We start from the raw sequence: 24,190 nt of genomic DNA, 5'->3' as shown, positions 1-24,190 counted from the left end.
ACGTTTGATTGATTTTTTAATTTTATTTTAATTCTTACTATATTTACTATTAATTTTTTTTTACTAAAAATAGATTTTATGGGCTTCTTCAGCTTTCTTTTCGGCAAGAAAAAACAGACAGAAAAAATCAATCCTCAATCAGAAGATCAATTAGTCAAAATCTCTGAATCCGGAGCAAAATTCGATCTGGAAATTGTAGAAGCTTATAAAAGATATTATTCTGATCCGATTTCTGAGATCAGTCTCGATATCGAAGATCAAAACGGAAAAAGTGTACCGCCACACCTTGCCTATTCTCAGGTATTTTCTCAGTGGGCAGAAATTCAGTCTAAATGGGACAGAATGTCTGTGCTTTATGAATTTTGGGATAATTCTCAATTTGAAAAATTAGAAGACTGGCAAATTATAGAACGTTTTACAAAAGACAGATACGCTACAAAATCGCTGAATTATTTCAGAAAAAAGGTTGAAGGAAAAGATCAGCTGTCTGTGGAAGAATTGGTAGCAACATCTAAGCTTCAAAGAATTTTATTGGATAATGACGCAGCAATGACCTACGCAGAAAAGGCTTATAAAAAGTTTCCCAATAATGATCTGGCGAAAGTGGAATATGCCAGTGTACTCCATTTATCTAAGGATACTGTAAAAAGGGAAAAAAGCCATCAGATTATCGGTGATCTTTTGAAAAGGAAAATGAAACAAGATGAATCACAAAACGTATTCGATTGTTTTATTTTTTCAGAAAATTATCTGGATTCTTCTGTATTTGCAATGGCTTACCTTATTAACAGCAATGCAGATCTTGAGATGTGGGATTATGTTGCTGACGAGTATTATTATTGCCCTGTTTTCCGTTACGAACATGCAGTAAAATTATCTGAAACTGAAAATACAGGTTTACGTTCGCTCGCCAAACTTATCTCTTTAAGTCAGGAATTTCCTTGGTTTACAACTGCATTACAATCTACAATAAAAAATATAGAATCTATGCGTATTCAGCTAAGCAAACCAGATTTTATGGAAAAGGAATATTTAGAGTTTAAAAACAATCTTAAATGATAGCTGTTCATTAATATTTATATTTATGAACTTTTGTGAATATATCTCGATAATTTTATTCCCAAATCTGTCCATACAATTTTAGGATTTCCGTTTCTTGTTAAATGTAAATCTGCTGTATTGATTTCATCTAAAATACTGATAATGTTTGCTCCACTGATGAATTTCGAAAAACCTTCCCAATTGAAACCATTTGCATCAATTTTTTTATACACCAAATCTTGTGACTGATAATTTTGCAGCAAAGCCAATCTGAAAATCTCAGAAGCATAATTTAAAAAATTCTTCTGCTTTTCTCTGTTCCAGCCGGCAATTTCTCTTGCCCACAAAATAATATTCTTCAAAAATTCAGGTTTCTTTTTGACCATAAACGCATCACGAACCCATTGTACAAACAACTTTTCAAACTCAGGATTTTTCGTTTCTGAATTTAAAAAATTAATCGCATCATTAAGATTTCCCTGAGCCTGATGAACAATTTCCCTTATTTTTTCTGCAGAAATCTGAAATTTAGACTGAAGATAGGTTTCAATATCTCTATCATTAATTCTTGGAACTTCAATAAGTTGTGTTCTTGATAAAATTGTGGGCAAAATATCATCAGTAGATTCTGCCGTCAAAAGAATAATTGTTTTTGCTGGTGGTTCTTCCAGAAATTTCAGAAACTTGTTGGAAGCTGCAACATTCATTTTGTCAACTCTCCAGACAATCAATATTTTTGTACCGCCTTCGAAACTTTTCAGGGCAAATTTTTGATTTTGATCGTCAATTTCGTCTGCTGAAATAAAGAACTGCTTGTTTTCAGATTCCAAATGAGCCGTCCAATCATCAAAACTTGAATATGGCGAACTGATTATCATTTCTCTGAACTGCTCAAATTTATTTTTACTTAACGAATTTTTATTGTCCGTAAAAACCGGAAAACTGAAATGCAAATCAAGGTGATTAAGATGTTCAACTTTCGAAGCTGCATGTTCATTTTCACCTTTCAAAATCTCTTTTGCATACGCTAAAACCAATGGCATCGTTCCATAACCTTCTTTTCCGATAAAAAGCTGGGCGTGGCTTACTCTATTTTCGGCGATGCTATCTTTAAGAACTTTTTTTAGGTTTTCCTGTCCGGCGATGTTTTCCCAATTCATGCTTCAAAGATAAGAATTTTTAGAACTGATATTTTGTGAATGCTCAATTTTGCTTCGCAAGTCGATAGTCAATTTTATCTAATCATTTCCTATGTATTGAATATTAAAAATTCACTATTCACAGGAAAGCTGACTCACTATTCACAATAGAAATTCTTTACAAAATTCCCCTTAACAAACTTTAACCTCAGTAAATTTTTACAATTCATTAATATTTAAGATATTTGCGCATTATTTTAAAAATCTAGAATGAAAAAAATTTTTGTACTATCATTCATTTCGGTGGGGTATTTCCTTAACGCGCAGAGTTTAAGCAACTCACCTTATGCTGCTTATGGAATTGGGGATGTAAAATATGATAATACGATTGAAACCAACTCAATGGGAGGTATTTCTACTGCATACATCAGTGATTTTACCAGTAATTTCAATTTCGGAAACCCTGCTAATAACAGTAATTTTGAGCTGACAAGCATCAGACTTGAAGCTACAAACGAAAATAATTACTTTAAAACTGATTATAATAGTACAAAAGCAACAAAGCATTCTACTTATTTATCTAATATTTCATTGGCATTTCCTGTTTCACCAAAAGTTAAAATGGGATTTTTGTATCAACCATACAGCTCAAAAAGTTATGAGATCCTTCATAGCGAAACGATGACAGACGGAACTGTTTACGGAAATAAATTTAAAGGTAGCGGAACTTTAAATACTGCACAGCTTGCATTATCTTACAAAGTAAATCCTCAGTTTTCTGTTGGTGCAAGAGCAAATTACTATTTTGGAAATCTGTATGATCTGAATGAATTTACAACTTCCACTGCAGATTTGATTAATGGCTACGAAACCAAAAACAGCATCCGAAATTTCAATTTTACATTAGGCACAAGTTATCAGAAGATTAATACACGAACTGACAAAAAACTTACTATTGGTGCCACTGCTACTTTTGGTAACACCAGCAAAATGACTACTGAATATACCAACAGTACTTATTATTACACAGACGTAGATCTTACATCAATTCCTACTGTGATTGAGAAAAAACAGACCAATTCTAATAATCTTCTCCCGCTTCAGGCATCTGTCGGAGTTGGATATGGAAGCGAAAATCAATGGTTCGTTTCAGGGCAGGTAGATTATAAAAAAGGAGAGTCTATAAGTTATTTCGGCAACACATTCGATTACAAAGATTCTTACAGAGTTTCTGCAGGAGGATGGTATTTGCCTAATTATAATAACTTCAGAAGTTATTTTTCAAGAGTAGTATACCGTTATGGTGCTTTCTATGAAAAAGGAAATATCGAACTTTACGGCAACAGCATTAATAAATTTGGTGTTTCAGCAGGAGTAATGTTACCTTTCAAAAACAGCAGCATCACAAGAATGAGCGGTTTGGAGATTGGCTTAGAACTAGGAAAGAGAGGAACGCTTAAAAACAATCTGATCAACCAAAATTTTATCAACCTAAGAGTTGGATTCAATTTTGCTGACAGATGGTTTAGAAAACAGCTTTACAATTAATAATGAATTTTATTTCACATAAAAATTTTAAAAATATAGCATACCTTTTTAGTTGTGCTATATTTTTTATATTCACATCCTGCGAAGAAGATCTTACCAAATTAAACGGTAATGAGAACAAAAACTTCCCTTCAAGAATTATTTATGATGCAAAAATAGTTCAAAGAGATTCAGGATTTATTACTTTAAAAGCGACGGCTCCGATTATTGAAACGTATGATTTGATCGACAGTCCCTATACCGTTGCCAAAAAGGGCATGAAAATAGAATTTTTTGATAAAAAAAATCCTGAAAAGCCAGGAAATATCACGGCGAAATTTGCTAAAATTTATGATTATAAGAAATTTTATGAAGCAAGAGGTGATGTAAAAATTCTTACAAGTGACGGACAAAGATTTGCTACCCAAAGTGTTTTCTGGGATCAAATGAAAAAAAGAATTTATACCAAAGATACTGTTTATGCAACGATGGAAGATGGTTCTACTTTAGTTCACGCCAACGGAATGACCGCAAAAGACGATTTCTCAGAATACAAATTCTTCAATAATTCGGGAGATCTTGATGTAAGCAAAGCCAAAATTGCCCAACCTAAAGCTCAGTAAAAATGGTTTTTAAAGCAATAGGATTGATGTCCGGAACAAGTTTAGATGGTTTAGATATCTGTTTTGCTCAGTTTTGGGAAGAAAATTCTTATTGGAAATTTAAAATTATTCAGGCTGAAACCGTTTCTTATTCTAAAGCTTTAGAAGATCAGCTTAGAAATTCAATTCACTTATCATCACAAGATTTATTAGCTTTAAATACCGATTATGGCTTTTATTTAGGTCAGATTACTCAAAATTTCATTCAAAAAAATCAATTATCAGATATTGATTTAATCGCTTCTCACGGTCATACGGTTTTTCATCAGCCTCAAAGAAAATTTACACTTCAGATTGGTGATGGAAGAGCAATAAAAACAGAAACTCAAATTCCTGTTATATATGATTTTCGTTCACAAGATGTTTTATTGGGCGGTAACGGAGCACCTTTGGTTCCGATTGGTGATGAGCTTTTATTTTCCGATTATGATGCCTGTTTAAATTTAGGCGGATTTTCTAATATTTCATTTAAAAACAATCATCAAAGAATTGCATTTGATATTGCTCCGGTAAACATTGTTTTAAATAAATTAGCTTTAAATTTCAATCAGAATTATGATGAAAATGGTGATTTAGCGAAGAAAGGGAAGATTAATCAAGAAATATTAACAAAACTAAATTCTTTGGAATTTTACAGCCAATCGCATCCAAAATCTTTAGGAATTGAATGGTGTAACGAAAATATTTTTCCTTTATTTTTAAATATTGAAAATTTAGATATTTTAGCAACATTTACAGAACATGTTGCGGAACAGATTTCTAAAGTTTTTAACGATTATAATTTGAAAAAAGTTCTTTTTACAGGAGGCGGAACGTATAATCAGTTTTTGATTGAGCGAATTAACAGCAAAACGAAATCTGAAATTAATATTCCTGAAAAAGAAATTATTGATTTTAAAGAAGCCTTGATTTTTGCTTTTATGGGAGTTTTAAGATGGAATAACGAAATCAACGTTCTTTCTTCTGCAACAGGCAGTTCACATGATCACAGCTCAGGAATTATTGCATAAAAAAACCTTCATTTCTGAAGGTTTCTGATTATTTGTAAACTTCAATCTTATCGGTTAAAGTATTGATAAAATTCTGAAGCGGTTTTTCAACCATCATTTTAATGAAAGGATTAAATTTTCCTTCAAAAAGCATCTGAACTTCCGTTTGATTTTCATTTAACGGATTCAAAGTTGCAGTCAGCGCAAAATCTAAACTTGAACTAGCAGATTTCAAAACAGCCTTTTCCTCTGTAACTTCATCGATTTTTAGTGCTATTTCTGGCATACCTTGAAGTCCGAATTTGAATCCATCTTCTCTGGTTTCAAACTTCTGAAGACCATCCGGCATAAAATTTTTATAATTTTCAGGCGATTTCAGCAACTCAGATAAATCTTTTGATGATTTATTGACAATAATTTTTCGTCCTTCTAAATTCATTTTTTATTTTTGTATTTAAATTACTACAAATGTATAAAGTTTTTGTGAACGAAAAAAAATTATTGATCTCTAAGAAGCCGGAAAACTTAGAGAAAGCTTTAAATTATGAAAGTTTCACAACTTTAGAAATCGCGCTTGATCTTCTGCAGAATACATCGACTTCCGAACTGAACGTTTATGGCGAACAGATTGAAATTATTTGGGAAGAATTTAAAAAATTATTCAGAATCATCGAAGCAGCAGGAGGAATTGTAGTAAGGCCAAATGGAGATACGCTTTTCATCAAAAGATTAGGTAAATGGGATCTTCCCAAAGGTAAGATGGAAAAAGGTGAATCTCGTGAAGAGTCTGCTGTAAGAGAAATTGAAGAAGAGACGAATTTGCAGAATGTAGAACTTAGAGACTTTATCAATACAACCTATCACATCTATATCGAGAGAAACGGCGACCGTGTTTTGAAACATACCCATTGGTTTGAAATGCTTTTCGATGGTGAAGATACTTCAAAACCTCAAGTGGAAGAAGGCATTACAGAAGTTGCCTGGAAAAACATCACTCAGATTGAGAATGAAGTTTTCCCAAGTACTTTCCAGAATATAAAATTGATTATTAAAGAATTTTGGGACTCGAAGTCTAAATAAAATCGATAGCTTTTTCTAGAGAAATTCCTCGTGAAGCTTTAAATAAAATATTATCTGATTGAATTTTATTTTCTTTTAAATATTGAGTCAATTCTTCGGTACTCTCAAAAGCTTTAGAATTTAAATTAATATTTCTAAATTGTTTTCCGACGGTAATAATTTCGTCAAAACCTAAGTCTTGAGCCAGTGTAAGAATGTTTTCGTGTTCTTTTATACTTTCATCACCTAATTCCAGCATATCACCGATGATAATTGTTTTTGACCCTTCAAAAGTGATAAAATTGTGCAGCGATGCAAACATGGAACTCGGATTGGCATTGTAAGTATCTAAAACCAGCGTTTTATTGTCTTTCTTAATAATCTGAGATCTCATATTTGTTGGAGTATAAGATGCTAATGCAGATTTAATCTTATCGAAACTTACTCCAAAGTGAAGGCCAAAACTTGCTGCAGCACAAAGATTGGTAAAATTGTATTCTCCTGTAAGCTTAGAAAGTACGTTTTCATTCTGAAATTTTAAGCCAACAAAATGTTCTTTAGAAAATGGCTCAAAATAATAATCGGAATCTGATTTTCCAAAAGTTATTTTTGATTGATAATCTTGTGTTTTTTCATATTGAATGGGATCACTTTCATTTACTAAAACAGTTTGTTTTTTATTTTTAAGATAATCATACAATTCAGATTTACCTCTAATAACTCCTTCAAAGCCACCGAAACCTTCTAAATGGGCTTTACCAAAATTAGTGATATATCCGAAATTTGGTTTCGCAATCCTGCAAAGTAGTTCTATTTCTTTTTGATGATTGGCTCCCATTTCAATAACTGCTATTTTATGTTCGGGTTTTATTGAAAGTAAAGTCAATGGAACCCCGATGTGATTATTCAAATTTCCAAATGTGTACTGAACCTTATATTTTTGTGAAAGTACAGCGTGAATAAGCTCCTTTGTCGTGGTTTTCCCATTACTTCCGGTAAGACCAATGATAGGAATATTTAATTGATTTCTATGATAAATAGCCAACTCCTGGAGAAACTTCAAAGTGGAAGAAACATACAAAATATTTTTGTCTGAATTTTCAAAATCTTTATTTTCAACTATTACTGCAATCGCCCCTTGGTCAACAGCCTTTTCGGCTAATGTAGCGGCATCAAAATTATCACCTGAAAAAGCGAAAAAAATATCATTCTTTTCTATTTTTCTGCTGTCTATTGTTACCTTATTAGCTTTTAAAAATATTTGATAAAACTGTTCTATAGTCATGGGTTAAATATAATTTTTAAAATTCAAAAATAAAAAAACCTCCCGTATTTTCGGGAGGTTTTTTATAAGTATTTTGATAAATATTATCTTCTTGTTCTAGCTTTGTCGTTTACTCTAGCATCTTGTGCTACACGGAAACCGATCCAGCCGTAACCAGCTGACTGATCTTTGTATCTTCTCTGTCCCGGATCCAACCAATATGCTGAATCTTGCCAAGAACCACCTTTCACAACTCTAATATCATTAGAAATCGCTGAGGTTCTGTCTTTAGTATCTTTCTGCAATATTACTTTACCGTTTGCATTAACGATAAATTTTGTAACAGGAGAATTATACATATCATAAGAAGCCGCAGAGTCGCTTGCATTTCTATAATCTAATGAAGACTGTCTGTCACCATCCATATAGTTTCTGTAATCTGCAATCGTTTCTCTTTCAAACTGACCAGGTAGATTTCTTGCCACCAATCGACCGTCTTTTAGAGTGTCATATTTAATATTAGTCTCATCAACCATTTTGTAAGTTCCGTCACCGTTTCTTACAATAGCCTGAGGCATATTTCCTCTGTAATAGTTGAAATCACTTCCAGATTCATCGATAATTGGTCTGTAAACATCTGCAGTCCATTCTGACACGTTTCCAAACATACCGTAAATACCAAGATTATTAGTAGGGAATTGTCTTACGTCTGAAGTTTGAGCTGCACCGTCGTTTTTCCAACCTGCAGGACCAGAGTAATCTCCTCTTCCCTGTTTAAAGTTTTCAAGGATCATCCCTCTGTTTCTACCTTTGGTACCTCTAAGAAGCTCAACCTCCGGTTTTTTCTCTAAGTAGCTATTGTACTCTCTGTTTTTTTCCATTCCAAGAGCAGCAAATTCCCATTCAACTTCAGAAGGAAGTCTGAATTTGGTAACCATTGCTGCGTTAGGAGCTCTGTTTGCTGCCTGAAGTCTTTGGTTGGTAGTTTTCATACCACTCTTCTGCATCATTCTCTGCTCATTGATGTACCCTTGCATTTCAGGATCATTCGATCTAAATTTATCCATATTAAATGCTGTTCCACCTTGGTTATTAGATTCGTTGATGTACAAATCTTTTGCAATAATACCTGCTTGCATCAAAGCTTTTTCGTTTGCTCTGTCTGTCAACCATTCGCAATATCTGTTTGCCTGAGTCCAAGAAACTCCCACTACCGGATAATAATCGTAGTTCTGATCTCTGAAATACGTTTCATTAAGATCATTTCTAGATAATTTATTATCCCATAATAAAGTATCCGGCAAAGCACCGTTGTAAATTTCTTTATAACTTGGATCACTTGGTGGGAATACATACTTCAACCATGTAAGGTATTCGCGGTATTCGTAGTTAGTAATCTCAGTTTCACCGATAAAGAATGAGCTTACCTGCATTCTGCGAGGAGAGTTATTCCAATCGTGCATTACATCATCTTTCACTAATCCCATTGTAAAAGTTCCTCCCTCAACATATACCATCCCCGGCCAACCTTTTTGTTTCTGCTGCTTTCCTGCAAAAAACCAACCCTGTTTTTCGTTTGGTTTCCAACCTGTCTTGCTGACAAACTTTTTAGTACCGCCGCCTCCGGAAGTCCCTGAACCACCACAACTGGTTAATGCAAGTGTAGAACTCAATGCTATTAATGAAAACAACTTTAGTTTTTTCATAGTCGATATAAATATTATTCAAAGTACAAAGAAAAAATAAATTATTCAATAAATCAAGTAAAGATTTGATTTTTTTGAAAATTCTTAACAAATTAATTTTATGGTATGACAATTTAATTATAAAATTTTCATTTATTTTGTAATTTAGAAATTTCAAACATAAACATGAGACTAAAAATCACTCTATTATCTATATTTGCTTTTGTATCAACGGCTTGGGCTCAAAGAGTATCCATAAACTGGGAAGGAGCTAAAATTCAGGATTATGGTGATATTAAAAAAAATCTTCCCAATTTTACTAATGAAGGTTTTTCTTATAATCAGAATAATATTTTCATCATCAATAAGCAGAAAACAGGAGATAGACAGCTTCAGGTATCAAATCTTGTGTGGGAAGCGGTTTCGATGAAAGAGTTATACGAATTAGATCCCTATTTTATCCAGGATCGTGACATTTCGGATATAGACTACTATTATTTAGAAGGAGAACGTTTTGCAAGTGTGCGTGTGGGATTATTTAAAAAAATAAATGGTAAGGTACAAAGGTTATCATCTTTTAATATCACCGAAAGCAATGCGCCGATGCCAATGAGCGCAGGCAAAGTCGGGACTACACAAAATCCTTTATCAAGCGGTGGTTTTTACAAAATTAAAGTTGACAAATCCGGAATTTTCAAAATTACGGCTCAATTTCTGAGAGATAATGGGATGAATCCTGCCAATATCAATCCGAAAAATTTCAGAATCTACGGAAATGGAGGAATTATGCTTCCCGAATTTAATCAGGATGTAAAATATAGTGCATTGCAGGAAAATGCAATTCAGGTGGTGGGAGAAGATGATGGTGTCTGGAATGATAATGATTACGCACTTTTTTACGCTCAGGGTCCGAATGGATATAATTTATACAACACTGCGAACGGTAACGGTATAAAAAGACGCGAATTCAGAACTGACAGCAGTGAGAATTTAAAAAACATCTACGAAGATTTCTCTTATTACTATATCAATTTCGACAAAGGTGCAGGAAAAAGAGTTGTACCTGTTGATTTGAATTTACCTTCCTCTGCACCGATAACAAAGTTTGATAATTATCAGGTGATAAATAATGACCAGAGAAATTTATTAAAAGTAGGAAGAGTTTGGGTTGAAGATCAAGGTTTTACAACAGACAAAGCGGTTACTTTTAATTTAGGATCACCAATTCAGGCAGGCGATATTGTAAAATACCGAACTCAGGTTGTCGGTTGGCGTGCTCAGCAAAACAGTTTAATCTTCAATATTAACAGCCAGAATCCTTCCCCTCAATCAGTTCCTCAAAATCCTCCTAGTTACTCAAATGATTTTTATCCTTTAACTTATACAGGAACTACAACGGCGATTTCCGGCAACCAGATTACCATTAATTATTTACCGAATATTGCAACTAATCCTAACGGAGTTTTTTACCTCGATTATGCCGAGGTACAGTACAGAGAAGATCTTAAATTCAATGGTTCTCAAATGAATTTCAGAGATTTTTCTTTGGCTACAGGTACCAATACAAATTATGGTTTCAGTATTTCAAATACGGGGAATATGGAGCAGGTTTGGGATGTAACAGATATTACCAATGCCAACAGGAGAGTAAACAAAGCTACAGGAAGTGGAAATTTTAATTTCGGATACACAACTTCTGATCTTAATTTCAATAATGAATTTGTAGCTTTCAGAGCAGATGCAGCATTTTCTCCGCAATTTGTAGGAAGAATTGCCAATCAAAATCTTTCTGCATTGCAAAATGTAGATTACCTTATTATCACGACACCAGAAATGATGGCACAAGCTCAGCGAATTGCCACTTATCATCAGACAAGAAATAATTTTAATGTTCAGATTGTAGATACAGATAAAATTTATAATGAATTTGGAAGCGGCAGCAGAGATCTTACCGCATTAAGAGATTTTATAACTAAACTGAACACACCTCTTGGAAGCCTGAAATATGTTTTTATTCTTGGTGATGCTTCTTATGACTATAAAAATAGAATTTCAAATAATTCAAATATCGTTTCAAGCTATGAAAGTGAATCTTCAAGAGATTTCGAAAGCTCTTTCGTGACGGATGATTATATTGTAATGACGAAACCTCAGACTTCTGCAGAATTATCACTGAACATTCCGGATTTACCGATTGGTCGTCTTCCTGCTGCAAATCCTACGGAAGCTGCTAATATGATCGATAAAACTTTAGCATATTACAATGCTCTTTCGGGACAATCATCCCCTTTTGGAGAGTGGAGAATGAAGCTTGATTTTGTAGTTGATGATGACAATGACAACACAGTGCCTTTCCATACTACCATGAATAATTCTTTACAGAGTATATTTGAAGTTCCTCTGGTAAATACTTTAAAAGAATATAATGTAAGAAAATTGTACTTAGATGCTTTTCAGGCTCAAAGTACAGCAGGAGGACAGAGGTATCCTCAGGTAAATCAGGCTATCTCGAATGATATTGGTAACAGTCTTTATCTTTTTTATTTCGGACATGGAGGTATCAACGGATGGGCTCAGGAAAGAGTTTTAACAACGGATGAAATTCAAAATTCAAATAATTTTTCGCCTGTTTACAGCAGATTTCCTTTTGTATCAACCATTACATGTGAATTTACACTTTGGGACGAGCCGGGTACTTTTTCGGCCGGAGAACAATTTATTAAGCTTAAACAAGGAGGGCCTGCCTCAATGATTACTTCAAGCCGTGCAGTGGGTGTATTTTATGGTGAGCAATTCACTAATTTTTTCACCAGAGAAATGTTCAAAATGGTAAATGATGATTTTCAGACTATAGGAAACGCTCATTTGAATGCAAAAAAACAATATGGAGGAGATTCTAATCACCTGAAAGTAAATGTTCTGAGCGATCCAGCCATGAAACTGAGCAGACCTCAAAGATTATTGGTGATTGATAACATAGAATCACCAGTTCCGGGATTGATAAGAGGTTTAGATTTTGTGAAAGTGAAGGGACACATTAATAATGCAAACGGAACGGTTAATACAACATTTAACGGTAGAGTTGTGATTAATATTTTTGATAAGCGATTAAATAAAAGCACTTTAAATAACGATGGCGGTTTAACTCCTATTTTACAATATACAGAGGAAGGCAGTGCAATTGTAAAAGCTTCCGGAACTGCAGTTAACGGTGTATTTACTGTTGAATTTTATGTTCCTAAAGACATCAATTACGCTGTTGGAGACGGAAGAATATTAGGCTATGCCGACAATAAATCTTTTGATGTGTTTAATAACCAAACGGTACGAGTAGGTGATCTTAACCCTAACGGAATTAATGATAATGAACCACCAAAAGTAAAATTATACATGAACAATACCAATTTTGCCAATGGAGGAATTACCAATCAAAGCCCGATGCTTTTAGCTTGTTTAACAGATGATACAGGAATAAATTCTACAGGTTCTGGTATTGGTCACGATATTACAGTATATTTGGACGGACAAATTATTAATACCGTAGTTTTAAATGATTTCTTCGCCTCAGGTGAAGGAAACGGGTGTCTTAATCCTTCTTTAGCAGACTATCAGAAAGGAAATGTAACCTATCCTTTTAGAAATTTAGCATTAGGACAACATCAGTTAACATTTAAAGTTTGGGATATCAACAATAATTCGACAACTGAAACGTTAAACTTTGAGGTTAAAGATGAAGCAGATCAACATCTGATTATTAACAGACCGTTGAACTGGCCAAATCCTTTTACGAACAAAACATACGTTCAGTTTGAGCATAATTGTGATGATATTTTAGATGTTAATGTTCAAATTTATACAATTACAGGAAAATTAGTAAGAACTTTAACAAATGTTGTAGTTGCAGAACCCTTCCTACAGGGCTTTAGAACGCCACGTCAGGCAATTGAGTGGGACGGAAAAGATGATTTTGGTGACACAGTAGCAAAAGGTACGTATATTTTTAAGATATTTGCAAAAAGTCAAAATCAAGAAAAATGCAAAGGAAGTGCTACAGCTGTAGAAAAAATGGTACTTTTGAAGTAAATAAATAATTAATTAAGAATATCAATAAAAAACTGATAATATATAAAAGACAACATATGAATTTAACTACTAAACTGCTTTTAGGGATTGGTTTGAGTGCTGGTTTTTTAAGCTATGCACAAGATTTGAGTCAGGTAAGACCTGTTTTAACCGGAGCTCCATTCCTTAGAATCGCACCAGATGCAAGATCAGGAGGTATGGGAGATCAGGGTGTGGTAACTTCACCGGATGCTTTTTCACAATTCTGGAATGCAGCAAAATATCCTTTTAGCAGAACCAGCTCTTCTGTTGGTTTGAACTATACTCCATATATGGGAAAATTAACCAATGATGTATTTTTATTGTACGGTGCTTTCCATAAGTTTTTAGGTCAGGAAGAAAGATCTACAATTTCAGCAAGTATCTATTACTTCAATATGGGGGAGGTAGATCTTACGCAGTTGGTAGGAAATGATGTTACATCTTTGGGGACTTCAAAGCCAAACGAAATGTCAATTGACGTTGCCTACGCTTTGAAATTATCAGATTCTTATTCAATGGCTGTTACAGGTAGATTTATCCGTTCAGACTTAGCCGGAGGATTCAACACAGATACTACTTTGAAACCGGCAAATAGTTTTGCAGTAGACGTTTCAGCTTATTATACTTCACCTAAATTCTCTAGTTTTGGAGGTATGGACGGAAAATTAAATGCGGGAGCCGTAATTTCAAACCTTGGTCCGAAATTAGACTATACAGGAGATGAAGCATCAAGATCTTATCTTCCAACGATGGCAAGATTAGGTGTTGGTTACGATATGTTCCTTGATGATATGAATAAAGTGGGTATCTCTTTCGAAGGATCTAAAATTTTAGTTCCGGGATCAGAATTAGTAGGTACAGATCCAAATACAAGACAGCCAATCTATGCTGTCCCAAATGTAGGTGTTATGTCCGGAATCGGAAAATCTTTCAAAAATCCTAATTCTATTATGATGAGTGGTGCTTTGGAATATTCTTATGACAATGCATTTGCGGTAAGAGGTGGTTATTTTCACGAAAGTGAAGAGCAGGGAGCAAGACAGTTTGCCACTGCAGGTATCGGTTTAAAATACCGTTCTTTCGGATTAGATATTTCTTACCTCATCAATATGTCTAAAATTAATACTGCTTTGGATAACACTCTTCGTTTCGGTCTTACCTGGAACATTGGTGACGAAACTTCAAATGTGGATTATTAAAAATATCATCTAAGTAGTCAATTTTGAATTGTGAATTAAACTCACAATTCACTCACTTGCAAAGCAAGATTTACAATTGACATTCTTCTAAAAAAGTCTCATTTTATGAGACTTTTTTTTGCTTGAATAACTTTAGCCATTTTGAATAACTTTTTTAATAAAATATTTAAATAAAAATTCACAATTCACATATAAAGTAAAACCGACAATTCACATATAACTCTTATTTTTGTAAAATGAACTATTCGTCGGAGCTCAAAAAGATCATAACCAGTCAGTATGTATATTCTTCCATCAGAATTACACTGGCAACGGTGATTCCGTGTTTGGTACTCTCCTACTTTGGTTTGCTCAAAGATTATTTTCTTTTTCCTTTAGGAACCAGTTTTGTAGCATTAACAGATCAACCGGGACCCTTCATAAGACGCCGGAATTCACTCACATTTGCGATTTTCTGCTTTGTGGTGGTTGCATTAATTGCGAGTTTGGTGAAAGGTATAATTCCGCTTGTACTTTTGGAAATTGTTACTTTCGGAATGTTTTTTTCTTTAATCGGAGTTTACGGACAGAGATTAGCGGCAGTCGGTTCTTTAGCCCTGGTTGTTTTGGCCATCTTTATTGACGGACATTTAACAGGAGCAAATATCTTTAAAAGTTTACTGATTTTTGCCTCAGGTTGTATTTGGTTTTTATTGATTTTCCTTATTGTGACAACGATTCAGCCATATAAACTGGCAAGTCAGATGATAGGGGAAAATTATCTTCAGCTGGCAGAATTTCTTAAAATTAAAGCTAATTATTACCAGAAAAATCCCGATTTCGATAAATTAAGTTTACAGATAATAGGAAAACAGGTTGGAATTAAAAACCTACAGGAAGAAACCCGTGAAACAGTTTTTAAAACCCGAACTATCGTTAACGAATCTACTACAATTAGCCGGTTATTAATGCTGATGTTCCTGAATTCAATGGATCTTCATGAAAAACTGATGACTTCAGAAAGCGATTACAAAAAGTTACAGGAAAGTTTTGAAGATACTGAAATTTTAGTTCGAATTCATGATTATTTGAATCTCCTTTCCGAAGAAATTGCCAACATCGGAATTTCTTTGCAAAGCAGCACCCGGGCAAAACCCATTTCTAATTTGGATATTCACGAGCATGAATTAAATGTTCATTATTTCGAGTTGAGAAACAGACAGATGACTCCCGAAAATCTTGAAAACTTCATGATTCTGCGTCAGATTATGATGCGTATCAGCGAAATTACAAAAGAGATTAATGAGATTTATAAAGTGTTTTCTCAGAATGTAAAACTGGCAAAAAGTCTTTCTACGGGTTTAGATTTAAAGAAATTCATGCCTAATGAAGAGAAAATTAATTTTAAAGTTTTAAAAAGCAATATTTCACTTACCTCATCTCATTTCCGTCATGCGATAAGAATTACCGTAGCATTGTTGTTAGGATATTTGGTTTCCTTACTTCCGTTTGTAGAAATCGGTCACACGTACTGGATTTTGATTACCATTGTTGCTATTTTAAAACCCGCCTACTCCATTACCAAACAAAGAAATCTTTTACGTTTCTACGGAACAGTTGCAGGAGCTGTGATTGCATATGCTTTGCTGCATTTTATTCACATTAACGCAATACTTTTCGCCATTCTTTTACTGAGCATGATTTTGTGTTTCAGTTTGCTTAAAGGAAGGTATTTTTGGGCAGTTTTATTTATGACAATGTATATTTTCATGAGTTTTAATTTTTTAAATCCTGGAAATGTAAATGTTATCTTTAAAGACAGAATTGTAGATACGATTATTGCAGGTATCATTGCTTTTCTGGTTTCCTATATTGTACTTCCGGTTTGGGAACATACGCAGAATTTAGATTTAATGAAGAAATCGGCGGAGTCAAACCTTACGTATTTTCACAGTGTAATGTCTAAATTTTTAAATGAAAATTTCAATGTGGAAGATTATAAAGTCAAACGAAAAAATGCGATCATTTCTTTAGCCAATCTTTCAGATAATTTTCAAAGAATGATTTCTGATCCTAAAAACCAGCAGAAAAAACTGGAAGTTGTGCATCAGTTTGTAGCAACATCCCATTTAATTACGGCTTACACGGCTTCCCTGTCACAATATGCGAAAAGCAATCAGGAATATCCTGAAATTGATTCTGAAAGCTGGAGTAAAAAAATTGAGTCGGAAATGAATCAGGTTTCAGCAATTCTGAATGGCGATAAGATCACCGAAACTTTGAGAATGGACAGCCGCCTTGAACCAGAAGACTCTTCAATTGAAGATATGATTCTTAAAAGAAAAACTGAACTTCTTGAAAAAGAACATTACGATACCAGAGATCCGAATAAAATTTCACATTTAACGGAATTGAAAAATATTCACGATGTTCTGGAGCTTATTTATGACGTTGCCAAAGAGCAGCGAAAAGTAATTGAAAAATACCGCAACGAAGAAATTACTCCTCCACAATCGTAAAACAATATTCATCAAAAAATTTCACTCTGGCTTTCAACTCGTCCGAGATTTTATCATCATGCACTCTGCAGCTGATGTCAAAAAGATGTTTAAGCTCAAAAGGTTTCACTTCATAATGCTTTTTCAGTGACCAGTGTTTAGAATGATGAATTTTGTACATACTCTCCTTTACACTCCAAATAATCGTGTAGAAAATAACTTCTGTATCAAACGGGATGAATCCACGCTCATTTTCATAGGTGAATTTATCAATTACACGTAGAATTTTAGGATTAAATTTTTCAATATCAATTCCTATTTTATTTTTTGAAATAGCAATCGCCGCAAACGGATAAGAATGTGTGATCGAAATTTCCGCATCTTTAGGAAACAAATAAGGCTCTCTTTCTTTGTAAAGAATCTTAGAATTGGGTTTCAAACTTTTCAAAAGTTTTCTCACCATTAAAACCTCCAATAATTTTTTCGGATGATAATCTTTTACTTTTTCGGCATTTTCAGGCTCTAAAAGCGTATTGATATCCAAGTTTTCAGTTTCATCGTATTTCCATACGAGAATTGTAGCATTGTCATCTGAAAAATCGCGGTAAAGAGGCATGGTTTAAATTATTGGGTAAAAATAAGAATTTTTGGACGGAAGTTTGGAAGATGGGGGATGGAAGTTTTGCGAATCGTATTCTAAAGTGATTATTATTCAAATATATTTTAACATATAGTTTGTCATGCTGAAAGCATCTTAATACTTTAGTTCTAAATATTGCTTAGATGCTTTCAGCATGACAAACGAAGCGCAAAATTTTTATACAAAATAAAAATTCAGTCAAATCCTAAAACTTAAGTGAATCCACATTATTTAAAAGCTAAAATCTATACGCAAAAATTTAAACATTTTGCACCCAACTTCCAGCTTCCACCATCTAACATAAAAAAAATCACTCAAATCCGAAGACTCAAGTGAATTCAATATTTTTTAACCAAAAACTAAAGCAGGCAGTAGTAAAACATCCCGCATCCAGCTTCATACATCCAGCTTATTTAGCCTGATGATTCTGCTCGTTTCTGTGTTCCATAATTTCAAGATTCTCATCTACGAAATATGCACTTCCGAAACCGTTTACGTAAGAACCTTTCACTGGGTGAAGACCGATTAAAATAAAATCTTTCATTTCAGAAATTACATCAACTACTTTTCCGTGAGTTTCTTTTAATTGAGAAACAACAGTGTTCCAGGTTTCAGAATCTCTATCAATCTGAGAAGCTGAAGCCTCTATAGTCAATCTTTCTCTTGCATAAATCTGTTTTGTGGCAGATTCGTCTTCGATGAACATGATTGATGTTTTTCTTCCGTCTGCAAGATTCTTCGTGTGTTTTGCCATGAAAGAAACCAAAATATAGAACGTATTTTCTACTTGTACAAAAGGTGCATAACTAGAGTTTGGCGTTCCTTCAGCGTCAACAGTTGCCAAAATGATGCTCTTTGTTCTTTCTACTAATTCTTTTACTTTCGGAGCAAGAGGTTTCGCTTGTCTTTGTGCTTCTTCCTGTGTATGATTCATAATTTAGATTTATTATGCTACAAAAGTAAGTTATTTAGATTTAAAATAAATAAAATTAAGACTGTAAATTTCGTATTCCTATAGTTTTTAGGGGTGTTTTTTTATCTAAATTATATGTTGTAATTTCGCACTTTAAATATTTGAATTAAAATCATTCGTTAGATATGAGTACTACAACACAATACGTTCCTTATAAAGTTAAGGATATTTCCCTTGCAGAATGGGGAAGAAAAGAAATTACTTTGGCGGAAGCTGAAATGCCCGGTTTGATGGCAATCCGTGAAGAATATGGTCCGTCTCAACCTCTAAAAGGTGCGAGAATTGCAGGATGTCTTCACATGACGATTCAAACAGCAGTTTTAATCGAAACTTTGGTTGCTTTGGGCGCTGAGGTTACCTGGTCGTCTTGTAATATTTTCTCTACTCAGGATCATGCTGCTGCTGCAATTGCTGCTGCAGGAATCCCTGTTTATGCTTGGAAAGGTCTTAATGAAGAAGATTTCGACTGGTGTATCGAGCAGACTTTATTCTTCGGTGAAGACAGAAAACCATTAAACATGATTTTGGATGACGGTGGAGATTTAACGAACATGGTTTTTGATAAATATCCAGAATTCACAAAAGATATCAAAGGTCTTTCTGAAGAAACGACAACGGGTGTTCACAGACTGTATGAAAGAATGAAAAACGGAACTTTGGTAATGCCTGCAATCAATGTAAATGATTCTGTTACCAAATCTAAATTCGATAACAAATACGGTTGTAAAGAATCTGCAGTAGATGCTGTAAGAAGAGCGACTGATATTATGCTTGCTGGAAAAAGAGTGGTAGTTTGCGGATACGGAGACGTAGGTAAAGGTACTGCTGCCTCTTTCAGAGGAGCTGGTTCTATCGTTACTGTTACTGAAATCGATCCGATCTGTGCGCTTCAGGCTGCAATGGACGGTTTTGAAGTAAAAAGATTAGATACTGTAGTTGATAACGCAGATATCGTAATCACTACTACCGGTAACTTTAACATTGTAAGAAAAGAACATTTCTTACAATTAAAAGATAAAGCAATTGTTTGTAACATCGGTCACTTCGATAATGAAATCGACATGGCATGGTTAAACGAAAACTATGGTCACACAAAATCTGAAGTTAAGCCACAAGTTGACATTTATACTTTAGAAGACGGTAAAGAAGTGATTATCCTTGCAGAAGGTAGATTGGTAAACTTAGGTTGTGCTACAGGTCACCCATCTTTTGTAATGTCTAACTCTTTCTCTAACCAGACTTTGGCTCAGATCGAACTTTGGAATAATTCTGAAGCTTACGGAAACGAAGTATATATGTTACCAAAACATTTGGATGAAAAAGTTGCTGCTCTTCACCTTAAAAAATTAAGCGTTGAGCTAGAGGTTCTTTCTCCTGAGCAGGCTGAGTATATCGGTGTTGAAGTACAGGGACCTTACAAACCTGAGTATTACAGATATTAAGAATTTGTTGTGCTAAGCTTTGCGAAGCATTTCATATAAAACATAATCCCATTATTCAAAATAGTGGGATTTTTTTGTAATTATTTTTAAACTTTTTTATAAAATTTTCAGGTAAGATCTTACGTATCAATTCCATCCATCACCAGTCTGAAAAGCCCTTTAATATGATCAATTTCTGATTGATACATTGTATTTTTCCGACACCCAAAATAGAGGGTATTTTCAAGTTTTTTTTCGCCTTCCCAAATTAATTTAATTTCACCTTGTTCTATTTCTTTTTTACATAAAAAATCAGGAACGACGGATAATCCTGTTCCGCCTTTCAGGCAACGAATGATAGAGTTGAGGTTTGGAACAATATAATTGGGTCTGAAATTAGGTTTATGCCCAAAATTTTGAAGCCAAAACTGAAAAAGATGTTCCATATCTCCGGTTGTTCCGTACCATTTTTCCTGTTTCAGCCAGTCTTCTATATTTTTAAAATCTTTTGTGTTTAAGATTTCATTAAAATTTTCAGTATCTGTATTTTTTCCACCCACCAAAATGATTTGTTCAGAAGAAAACGCTTCATGCAGAATATTGGGCGAAGTCCCCTTTTTTGGGGTGATAATTAAATCTAGAATTCCTTTATCCAGTTGATCCAGCATTTCAGGATATTCACCAAAATTAATGATCAGATTAAATTCTAAGCTCGAAACATATTGTTCTAAAGTCGTCTGAAAAGTTTCAAAACACATTCCGACACTGATTGTTGGTGTGTGTTTTTCTGTTGATTTTTGAAAGTTTTTTTCAACTTCCTCCAATTTCGTCAAAGGTTCGGAAACAGCATTGAATAAAACTTTTCCACGTTCAGTAGGAATCATTTTTCTTCCTGTTCTGTCAAATAATTTATAACCTACATAGGCTTCCAAAGAACCCAAATGCAAACTCACTCCGGGTTGTGATATAAAAAGAGAATCAGCTGCACCCGTTAATGTTCCTGTTTTATAAATTGCTTTAAAAGTTCGATACCATTCAAGATTTACCATGATTTTTATTTGTCAATTGTGAAAGTCAAGTTGCTCTGATTTCTTTTCCACTCGCATCTTCCATCTTCCATCTTCCATCTTCCATCTTCCATCTTCCATCAGAATAATAATACAAAGGTATAAATTATATTATTTTAATTATACAAAATCTCAGCATAACTTTGCATCATAAAATTTAAATATCATGTTAAAATGAAAAAAGTATTGATCATTAACGGCGGACAAAATTTCGGACATTCAGGAGGAAAATATAATCAGACAATTGCAAAAAATACATTGGATGTTTTAAAAGATTTTGAAAATGTAGAAGTAAAAATTACGAACGTAAGCGAAGGTTACGATAAAAATGAAGAAGTTGAAAAATTTGTTTGGGCAGATTACATTATTTATCATACGCCAATATGGTGGTTTCAGTTGCCAAACGGTTTGAAAAAATACATTGATGAAGTTTTCACAGCCGGTCACGCCAAAGGAATTTATATGAGCGACGGTAGAACTTCAGAAAATCCCGAAATCAATTACGGGACCGGCGGAATGCTGAGCGGAAGAAAATATATGTTGACTACAAGCTGGAATGCTCCAGAAACGGCTTTCACGCTTCCCGGAGAGTTTTTTAACGAAATAAGTGTAGATAACGGGCCATTATTTGGCTTTCATAGAATGAATGCTTTTGTTTCTTTAGAAAAAATGGAAAGCTTTCACTTTCATGATGTAGAGAAAAATGCGAATATCGAGCATGATATGAAGTTATACAGGAATCATCTTACCGAGGTTTTTGAAAAAGAACTGAAAACACAATTGGCTTAATTATGAAAAGAATATTCATTACAGGAATTACCGGATACATCGGTGGAACTATAGCCAAAAAATTATTGGATAAAAACTATCAGGTAACTGGACTGATCCGAAACAATACTCATATCAAAGAACTGGAATCTGCAGGAATTGAAACAGTTGTAGGAAACATTCACGATGAAACCGTTCTTCGGGATGCTATTTCCAATGCAGATGCTATTATACACAATGCAGATTCTGCAGATGATGCTTATGTTGCAGACAGTATTATAACTGCCCTCGAAGGAAGTGGAAAAACATTTATTTTCACTTCAGGATCAGCAATTTTCGGAGGCAAAGAAAATGGTGAGAAAAGTGATTTTATCTTTACAGAAGATATTCCGTTACAACCGAGACTGGAAATGGCTTCCAGAGTACTTATCAATCAGCATATTCTTCAGGCTGCTAAAAAAAATATAAGAAGTATCGTTATTGTTCCTACGATGGTATACGGTGAAGGTTTGGGAATTAAAAAGACCAGCATCCAATTACCTGCTTTAATTAATTTTTCCAAAGAAAAAGGATTTGGAGCTTACTTTGGAAAAGGAGAAAATATGTGGTCAAATATTCATATTGAAGATCTTGCCGACTTATATGTACTTGCCCTGGAAAACGCAAAAGCCGGATCTTTATATTATGCCGAAAACGGCTTCTCAACCATAAAAAATCTGGCAGAAAAAATAAGTGAACGTTATGGGCTGCAAGCTGCACAATCAGTAACAGTTCAGGAAGCCGTTAATACATTTGGGCCTGCCGGTGGATATTTCGGGTTTGCGTCCAATAGTCTGTGTAATGCCGATAAAGCAAGAATAGAACTGAACTGGAAACCTCAATATCAATCCATTGAAAACTTTATTTGATTATGAAAATCTATCTTACAGCAATCATCAAAACAAAAGAAAAGTATCGAGACGAAGTTTTGGAAATTCTTAAAAATATGGTAAAAGAAACCATAAAGGAAGAAGCCAACGAATTATATACACTTCATCAGGGAATTGAAGACAAAAATCAGTTTGTTTTCTATGAAATCTGGAAAAGCAAGGAAGGTTTAGCGCTCCATAATCAGCAACCGTATATTCAGAATTTTGGAGATTTGGTTGATGAAAAACTTCAGGAAAAGCCTCAGATTTATTTAACGGAAATTATTTAATAATTAAAATAAAATTTTAAACCATTAAGGAAAATTCAGGAGCTAAGATTTATTAAGAAAATCAGTAGATTTTCTAAGATCTATGTTTTAAGTAAAGCTAAATCTTAATAATCTAAACTTCTTAAAGAAACTTAATGGTTAAAATACTTCATTATGAAAAAATTAGCATTTTTAGTCTTTGCCATCTTCACAATAGGATTTGTTCAGGCGCAAGCCAAAAAATCTAAAAATATGAAAAAGAAAATTCTATTCGTCATGACCAGTCATGACAAAAAAGGTGACACAGGTGAAGAAACAGGTTATTTTCTTGGTGAAGTTTCTCATCCCTGGGAAGTTCTTCATAAAGCCGGTTATGAAATTGATTTTGTAAGTCCGATAGGCGGAACTCCTCCCGTTGACGGATTTGATTTAAAAGATCCTGTAAACAAAGAATTCTGGGAAAATAAAGAATATAAGAGTAAAATTGATCATTCTTTAAAACCGTCGGAAGTGAATCCTGATAATTATTCTACCATTTTTTATGCGGGAGGTCACGGTGCAATGTGGGATTTTGCAGATAATACAGAATTATCAAAAATCGCTTCAAAAATCTATGAAAAAGGAGGAATTGTAGCCGGAGTTTGTCACGGACCTGCAGGTTTAGTAAACATTAAGCTGAGCAACGGGAACTATTTAGTTGATGGCAAAAAGATCAATGCTTTTACCAACGAAGAAGAATCTGAAGTAAAATTAACGAATGTTGTTCCTTTTCTTTTGGAAGATAAACTGAAAGAAAGAGGTGCAAAATTTGAAAAATCCGGGCTTTGGCAGAACCATGTAGTGACAGATCAAAGAGTAATTACAGGACAAAATCCTCAGTCTGCAAAAAGTGTAGGCGAAGCTATTTTAAAAGAATTGGAAAAATAATTTTCTTAAAAATAAAGAAAATTAATATTCCAAAAACAAAGTGCTTTTCAAATAATGAAAAGCACTTTGTT

20 protein-coding genes are annotated in these 24,190 nt (G+C 33.9%); 13 read left to right on the top strand and 7 right to left on the bottom strand.

All coding sequences use genetic code 11. From position 1 onward, the window contains the following. The first annotated feature begins 78 nt into the window (after positions 1 to 78). Entirely contained in the window at positions 79 to 1,059 is a 981-nt protein-coding gene (locus tag ACOOWA_RS10935) for a hypothetical protein (RefSeq protein ID WP_421375194.1), read from the top strand. Positions 1,060 to 1,082: 23 nt separating this feature from the next. On the opposite strand, the gene ACOOWA_RS10930 is transcribed toward ACOOWA_RS10935, so the two are convergent. Then, a complete protein-coding gene (locus tag ACOOWA_RS10930) occupies positions 1,083 to 2,201 on the bottom strand; it encodes an ATP-binding protein (RefSeq protein WP_421375192.1) in 1,119 nt (372 codons plus the stop codon). A 249-nt stretch (positions 2,202 to 2,450) separates the two neighbouring features. Between ACOOWA_RS10930 and ACOOWA_RS10925 the strand changes: the two genes are divergently transcribed. From ACOOWA_RS10925 to ACOOWA_RS10915, 3 genes are read left to right on the top strand one after another with little or no spacing between them, the layout of a single operon-like run. Next, positions 2,451 to 3,728 carry a hypothetical protein gene (locus ACOOWA_RS10925; protein WP_421375190.1) on the top strand — a complete coding sequence of 426 codons (1,278 nt, stop codon included), beginning with the start codon at positions 2,451 to 2,453 and terminating at the stop codon, positions 3,726 to 3,728. A 2-nt stretch (positions 3,729 to 3,730) separates the two neighbouring features. Further along, the gene (gene lptC / locus ACOOWA_RS10920; protein WP_421375189.1) at positions 3,731 to 4,330 is read left to right on the top strand and encodes an LPS export ABC transporter periplasmic protein LptC; all 600 of its coding nucleotides are present in this window, start codon (positions 3,731 to 3,733) and stop codon (positions 4,328 to 4,330) included. 2 nt (positions 4,331 to 4,332) lie between these two features. Continuing rightward, positions 4,333 to 5,379: an anhydro-N-acetylmuramic acid kinase gene (locus tag ACOOWA_RS10915; protein ID WP_421375188.1), complete on the top strand. Its 1,047-nt coding sequence runs from the start codon at positions 4,333 to 4,335 to the stop codon at positions 5,377 to 5,379. 28 nt (positions 5,380 to 5,407) lie between these two features. Here ACOOWA_RS10915 and ACOOWA_RS10910 read toward each other — a convergent pair whose 3' ends face one another. After that, on the bottom strand, positions 5,408 to 5,797 hold the full coding sequence (locus tag ACOOWA_RS10910) for an SRPBCC family protein (protein ID WP_421375187.1): 390 nt from the start codon (positions 5,795 to 5,797) through the stop codon (positions 5,408 to 5,410). 29 nt (positions 5,798 to 5,826) lie between these two features. Here ACOOWA_RS10910 and ACOOWA_RS10905 point away from each other — a divergent pair, with 29 nt between their 5' ends. Then, a complete protein-coding gene (locus tag ACOOWA_RS10905) occupies positions 5,827 to 6,438 on the top strand; it encodes an NUDIX hydrolase (protein ID WP_421375185.1) in 612 nt (203 codons plus the stop codon). On the opposite strand, the gene ACOOWA_RS10900 is transcribed toward ACOOWA_RS10905, so the two are convergent. Together ACOOWA_RS10900 and gldJ are read right to left on the bottom strand one after the other, a co-directional pair. After that, complete coding sequence (locus ACOOWA_RS10900; protein WP_421375183.1) at positions 6,431 to 7,702, bottom strand: UDP-N-acetylmuramoyl-tripeptide--D-alanyl-D-alanine ligase; 1,272 nt, start codon at positions 7,700 to 7,702, stop codon at positions 6,431 to 6,433. The two genes, ACOOWA_RS10905 and ACOOWA_RS10900, sit on opposite strands and share 8 nt — an antisense overlap. A gap of 83 nt (positions 7,703 to 7,785) precedes the next feature. Beyond that, positions 7,786 to 9,387: a gliding motility lipoprotein GldJ gene (gldJ, locus tag ACOOWA_RS10895; RefSeq protein WP_421375182.1), complete on the bottom strand. Its 1,602-nt coding sequence runs from the start codon at positions 9,385 to 9,387 to the stop codon at positions 7,786 to 7,788. A gap of 165 nt (positions 9,388 to 9,552) precedes the next feature. On the opposite strand from gldJ, the gene porU reads away from it, so the two are divergent. The 3 genes from porU to ACOOWA_RS10880 all read left to right on the top strand — a co-directional run bounded on the left by porU (position 9,553) and on the right by ACOOWA_RS10880 (position 17,167). Further along, positions 9,553 to 13,449: a type IX secretion system sortase PorU gene (porU, locus tag ACOOWA_RS10890; RefSeq protein ID WP_421375181.1), complete on the top strand. Its 3,897-nt coding sequence runs from the start codon at positions 9,553 to 9,555 to the stop codon at positions 13,447 to 13,449. Between the two features lie 56 nt (positions 13,450 to 13,505). After that, the gene (porV, locus tag ACOOWA_RS10885) at positions 13,506 to 14,669 is read left to right on the top strand and encodes a type IX secretion system outer membrane channel protein PorV (protein WP_421375180.1); all 1,164 of its coding nucleotides are present in this window, start codon (positions 13,506 to 13,508) and stop codon (positions 14,667 to 14,669) included. A 236-nt stretch (positions 14,670 to 14,905) separates the two neighbouring features. Beyond that, positions 14,906 to 17,167, top strand: a complete 2,262-nt coding sequence (locus tag ACOOWA_RS10880) for an FUSC family membrane protein (protein WP_421375178.1) — start codon at positions 14,906 to 14,908, stop codon at positions 17,165 to 17,167. Here the strand turns inward: ACOOWA_RS10880 and ACOOWA_RS10875 are convergent. Together ACOOWA_RS10875 and ACOOWA_RS10870 are read right to left on the bottom strand one after the other, a co-directional pair. After that, positions 17,148 to 17,762, bottom strand: a complete 615-nt coding sequence (locus ACOOWA_RS10875; RefSeq protein ID WP_421375177.1) for a 4'-phosphopantetheinyl transferase family protein — start codon at positions 17,760 to 17,762, stop codon at positions 17,148 to 17,150. The two genes, ACOOWA_RS10880 and ACOOWA_RS10875, sit on opposite strands and share 20 nt — an antisense overlap. 433 nt (positions 17,763 to 18,195) lie before the next feature. Then, positions 18,196 to 18,720, bottom strand: coding sequence for a HugZ family protein (locus ACOOWA_RS10870; RefSeq protein ID WP_421375176.1), 525 nt, complete (start codon positions 18,718 to 18,720; stop codon positions 18,196 to 18,198). 164 nt (positions 18,721 to 18,884) lie between these two features. Between ACOOWA_RS10870 and ahcY the strand changes: the two genes are divergently transcribed. Next, positions 18,885 to 20,201, top strand: coding sequence for an adenosylhomocysteinase (gene ahcY / locus ACOOWA_RS10865; RefSeq protein WP_421375175.1), 1,317 nt, complete (start codon positions 18,885 to 18,887; stop codon positions 20,199 to 20,201). A gap of 119 nt (positions 20,202 to 20,320) precedes the next feature. Here the strand turns inward: ahcY and ACOOWA_RS10860 are convergent, their stop codons facing one another. Beyond that, positions 20,321 to 21,229, bottom strand: coding sequence for a LysR family transcriptional regulator (locus ACOOWA_RS10860; RefSeq protein ID WP_421375174.1), 909 nt, complete (start codon positions 21,227 to 21,229; stop codon positions 20,321 to 20,323). A gap of 192 nt (positions 21,230 to 21,421) precedes the next feature. On the opposite strand from ACOOWA_RS10860, the gene ACOOWA_RS10855 reads away from it, so the two are divergent. From ACOOWA_RS10855 to ACOOWA_RS10840, 4 genes are all read left to right on the top strand, one after another. Then, positions 21,422 to 22,036 (top strand): NAD(P)H-dependent oxidoreductase, encoded by a 615-nt coding sequence (locus tag ACOOWA_RS10855; protein ID WP_421375173.1) that lies wholly within the window; start codon positions 21,422 to 21,424, stop codon positions 22,034 to 22,036. A gap of 2 nt (positions 22,037 to 22,038) precedes the next feature. Beyond that, positions 22,039 to 22,923, top strand: coding sequence for an NAD-dependent epimerase/dehydratase family protein (locus tag ACOOWA_RS10850; protein ID WP_421375172.1), 885 nt, complete (start codon positions 22,039 to 22,041; stop codon positions 22,921 to 22,923). 2 nt (positions 22,924 to 22,925) lie between these two features. Then, the gene (locus ACOOWA_RS10845; protein WP_421375171.1) at positions 22,926 to 23,213 is read left to right on the top strand and encodes a putative quinol monooxygenase; all 288 of its coding nucleotides are present in this window, start codon (positions 22,926 to 22,928) and stop codon (positions 23,211 to 23,213) included. Between the two features lie 153 nt (positions 23,214 to 23,366). Beyond that, the gene (locus ACOOWA_RS10840) at positions 23,367 to 24,119 is read left to right on the top strand and encodes a type 1 glutamine amidotransferase domain-containing protein (protein WP_421375169.1); all 753 of its coding nucleotides are present in this window, start codon (positions 23,367 to 23,369) and stop codon (positions 24,117 to 24,119) included. Positions 24,120 to 24,190 lie beyond the last annotated feature (71 nt).

The organism is Chryseobacterium sp. GP-SGM7 (assembly GCF_049166575.1).
Classification (GTDB): domain Bacteria; phylum Bacteroidota; class Bacteroidia; order Flavobacteriales; family Weeksellaceae; genus Chryseobacterium.
Note: the sequence above shows the minus strand (reverse complement) of the source record. Positions and strands in the feature narration are given on the sequence as shown.

What these genes read in the sequence shown, in the direction of transcription:
- ACOOWA_RS10935 (WP_421375194.1), top strand. Translation starts at nt 79, where the DNA reads ATGGGCTTCTTCAGCTTTCTTTTCGGCAAGAAAAAACAGACAGAAAAA.
- ACOOWA_RS10930 (WP_421375192.1), bottom strand. Translation starts at nt 2,201, where the DNA reads ATGAATTGGGAAAACATCGCCGGACAGGAAAACCTAAAAAAAGTTCTT.
- ACOOWA_RS10925 (WP_421375190.1), top strand. Translation starts at nt 2,451, where the DNA reads ATGAAAAAAATTTTTGTACTATCATTCATTTCGGTGGGGTATTTCCTT.
- lptC (WP_421375189.1), top strand. Translation starts at nt 3,731, where the DNA reads ATGAATTTTATTTCACATAAAAATTTTAAAAATATAGCATACCTTTTT.
- ACOOWA_RS10915 (WP_421375188.1), top strand. Translation starts at nt 4,333, where the DNA reads ATGGTTTTTAAAGCAATAGGATTGATGTCCGGAACAAGTTTAGATGGT.
- ACOOWA_RS10910 (WP_421375187.1), bottom strand. Translation starts at nt 5,797, where the DNA reads ATGAATTTAGAAGGACGAAAAATTATTGTCAATAAATCATCAAAAGAT.
- ACOOWA_RS10905 (WP_421375185.1), top strand. Translation starts at nt 5,827, where the DNA reads ATGTATAAAGTTTTTGTGAACGAAAAAAAATTATTGATCTCTAAGAAG.
- ACOOWA_RS10900 (WP_421375183.1), bottom strand. Translation starts at nt 7,702, where the DNA reads ATGACTATAGAACAGTTTTATCAAATATTTTTAAAAGCTAATAAGGTA.
- gldJ (WP_421375182.1), bottom strand. Translation starts at nt 9,387, where the DNA reads ATGAAAAAACTAAAGTTGTTTTCATTAATAGCATTGAGTTCTACACTT.
- porU (WP_421375181.1), top strand. Translation starts at nt 9,553, where the DNA reads ATGAGACTAAAAATCACTCTATTATCTATATTTGCTTTTGTATCAACG.
- porV (WP_421375180.1), top strand. Translation starts at nt 13,506, where the DNA reads ATGAATTTAACTACTAAACTGCTTTTAGGGATTGGTTTGAGTGCTGGT.
- ACOOWA_RS10880 (WP_421375178.1), top strand. Translation starts at nt 14,906, where the DNA reads ATGAACTATTCGTCGGAGCTCAAAAAGATCATAACCAGTCAGTATGTA.
- ACOOWA_RS10875 (WP_421375177.1), bottom strand. Translation starts at nt 17,762, where the DNA reads ATGCCTCTTTACCGCGATTTTTCAGATGACAATGCTACAATTCTCGTA.
- ACOOWA_RS10870 (WP_421375176.1), bottom strand. Translation starts at nt 18,720, where the DNA reads ATGAATCATACACAGGAAGAAGCACAAAGACAAGCGAAACCTCTTGCT.
- ahcY (WP_421375175.1), top strand. Translation starts at nt 18,885, where the DNA reads ATGAGTACTACAACACAATACGTTCCTTATAAAGTTAAGGATATTTCC.
- ACOOWA_RS10860 (WP_421375174.1), bottom strand. Translation starts at nt 21,229, where the DNA reads ATGGTAAATCTTGAATGGTATCGAACTTTTAAAGCAATTTATAAAACA.
- ACOOWA_RS10855 (WP_421375173.1), top strand. Translation starts at nt 21,422, where the DNA reads ATGAAAAAAGTATTGATCATTAACGGCGGACAAAATTTCGGACATTCA.
- ACOOWA_RS10850 (WP_421375172.1), top strand. Translation starts at nt 22,039, where the DNA reads ATGAAAAGAATATTCATTACAGGAATTACCGGATACATCGGTGGAACT.
- ACOOWA_RS10845 (WP_421375171.1), top strand. Translation starts at nt 22,926, where the DNA reads ATGAAAATCTATCTTACAGCAATCATCAAAACAAAAGAAAAGTATCGA.
- ACOOWA_RS10840 (WP_421375169.1), top strand. Translation starts at nt 23,367, where the DNA reads ATGAAAAAATTAGCATTTTTAGTCTTTGCCATCTTCACAATAGGATTT.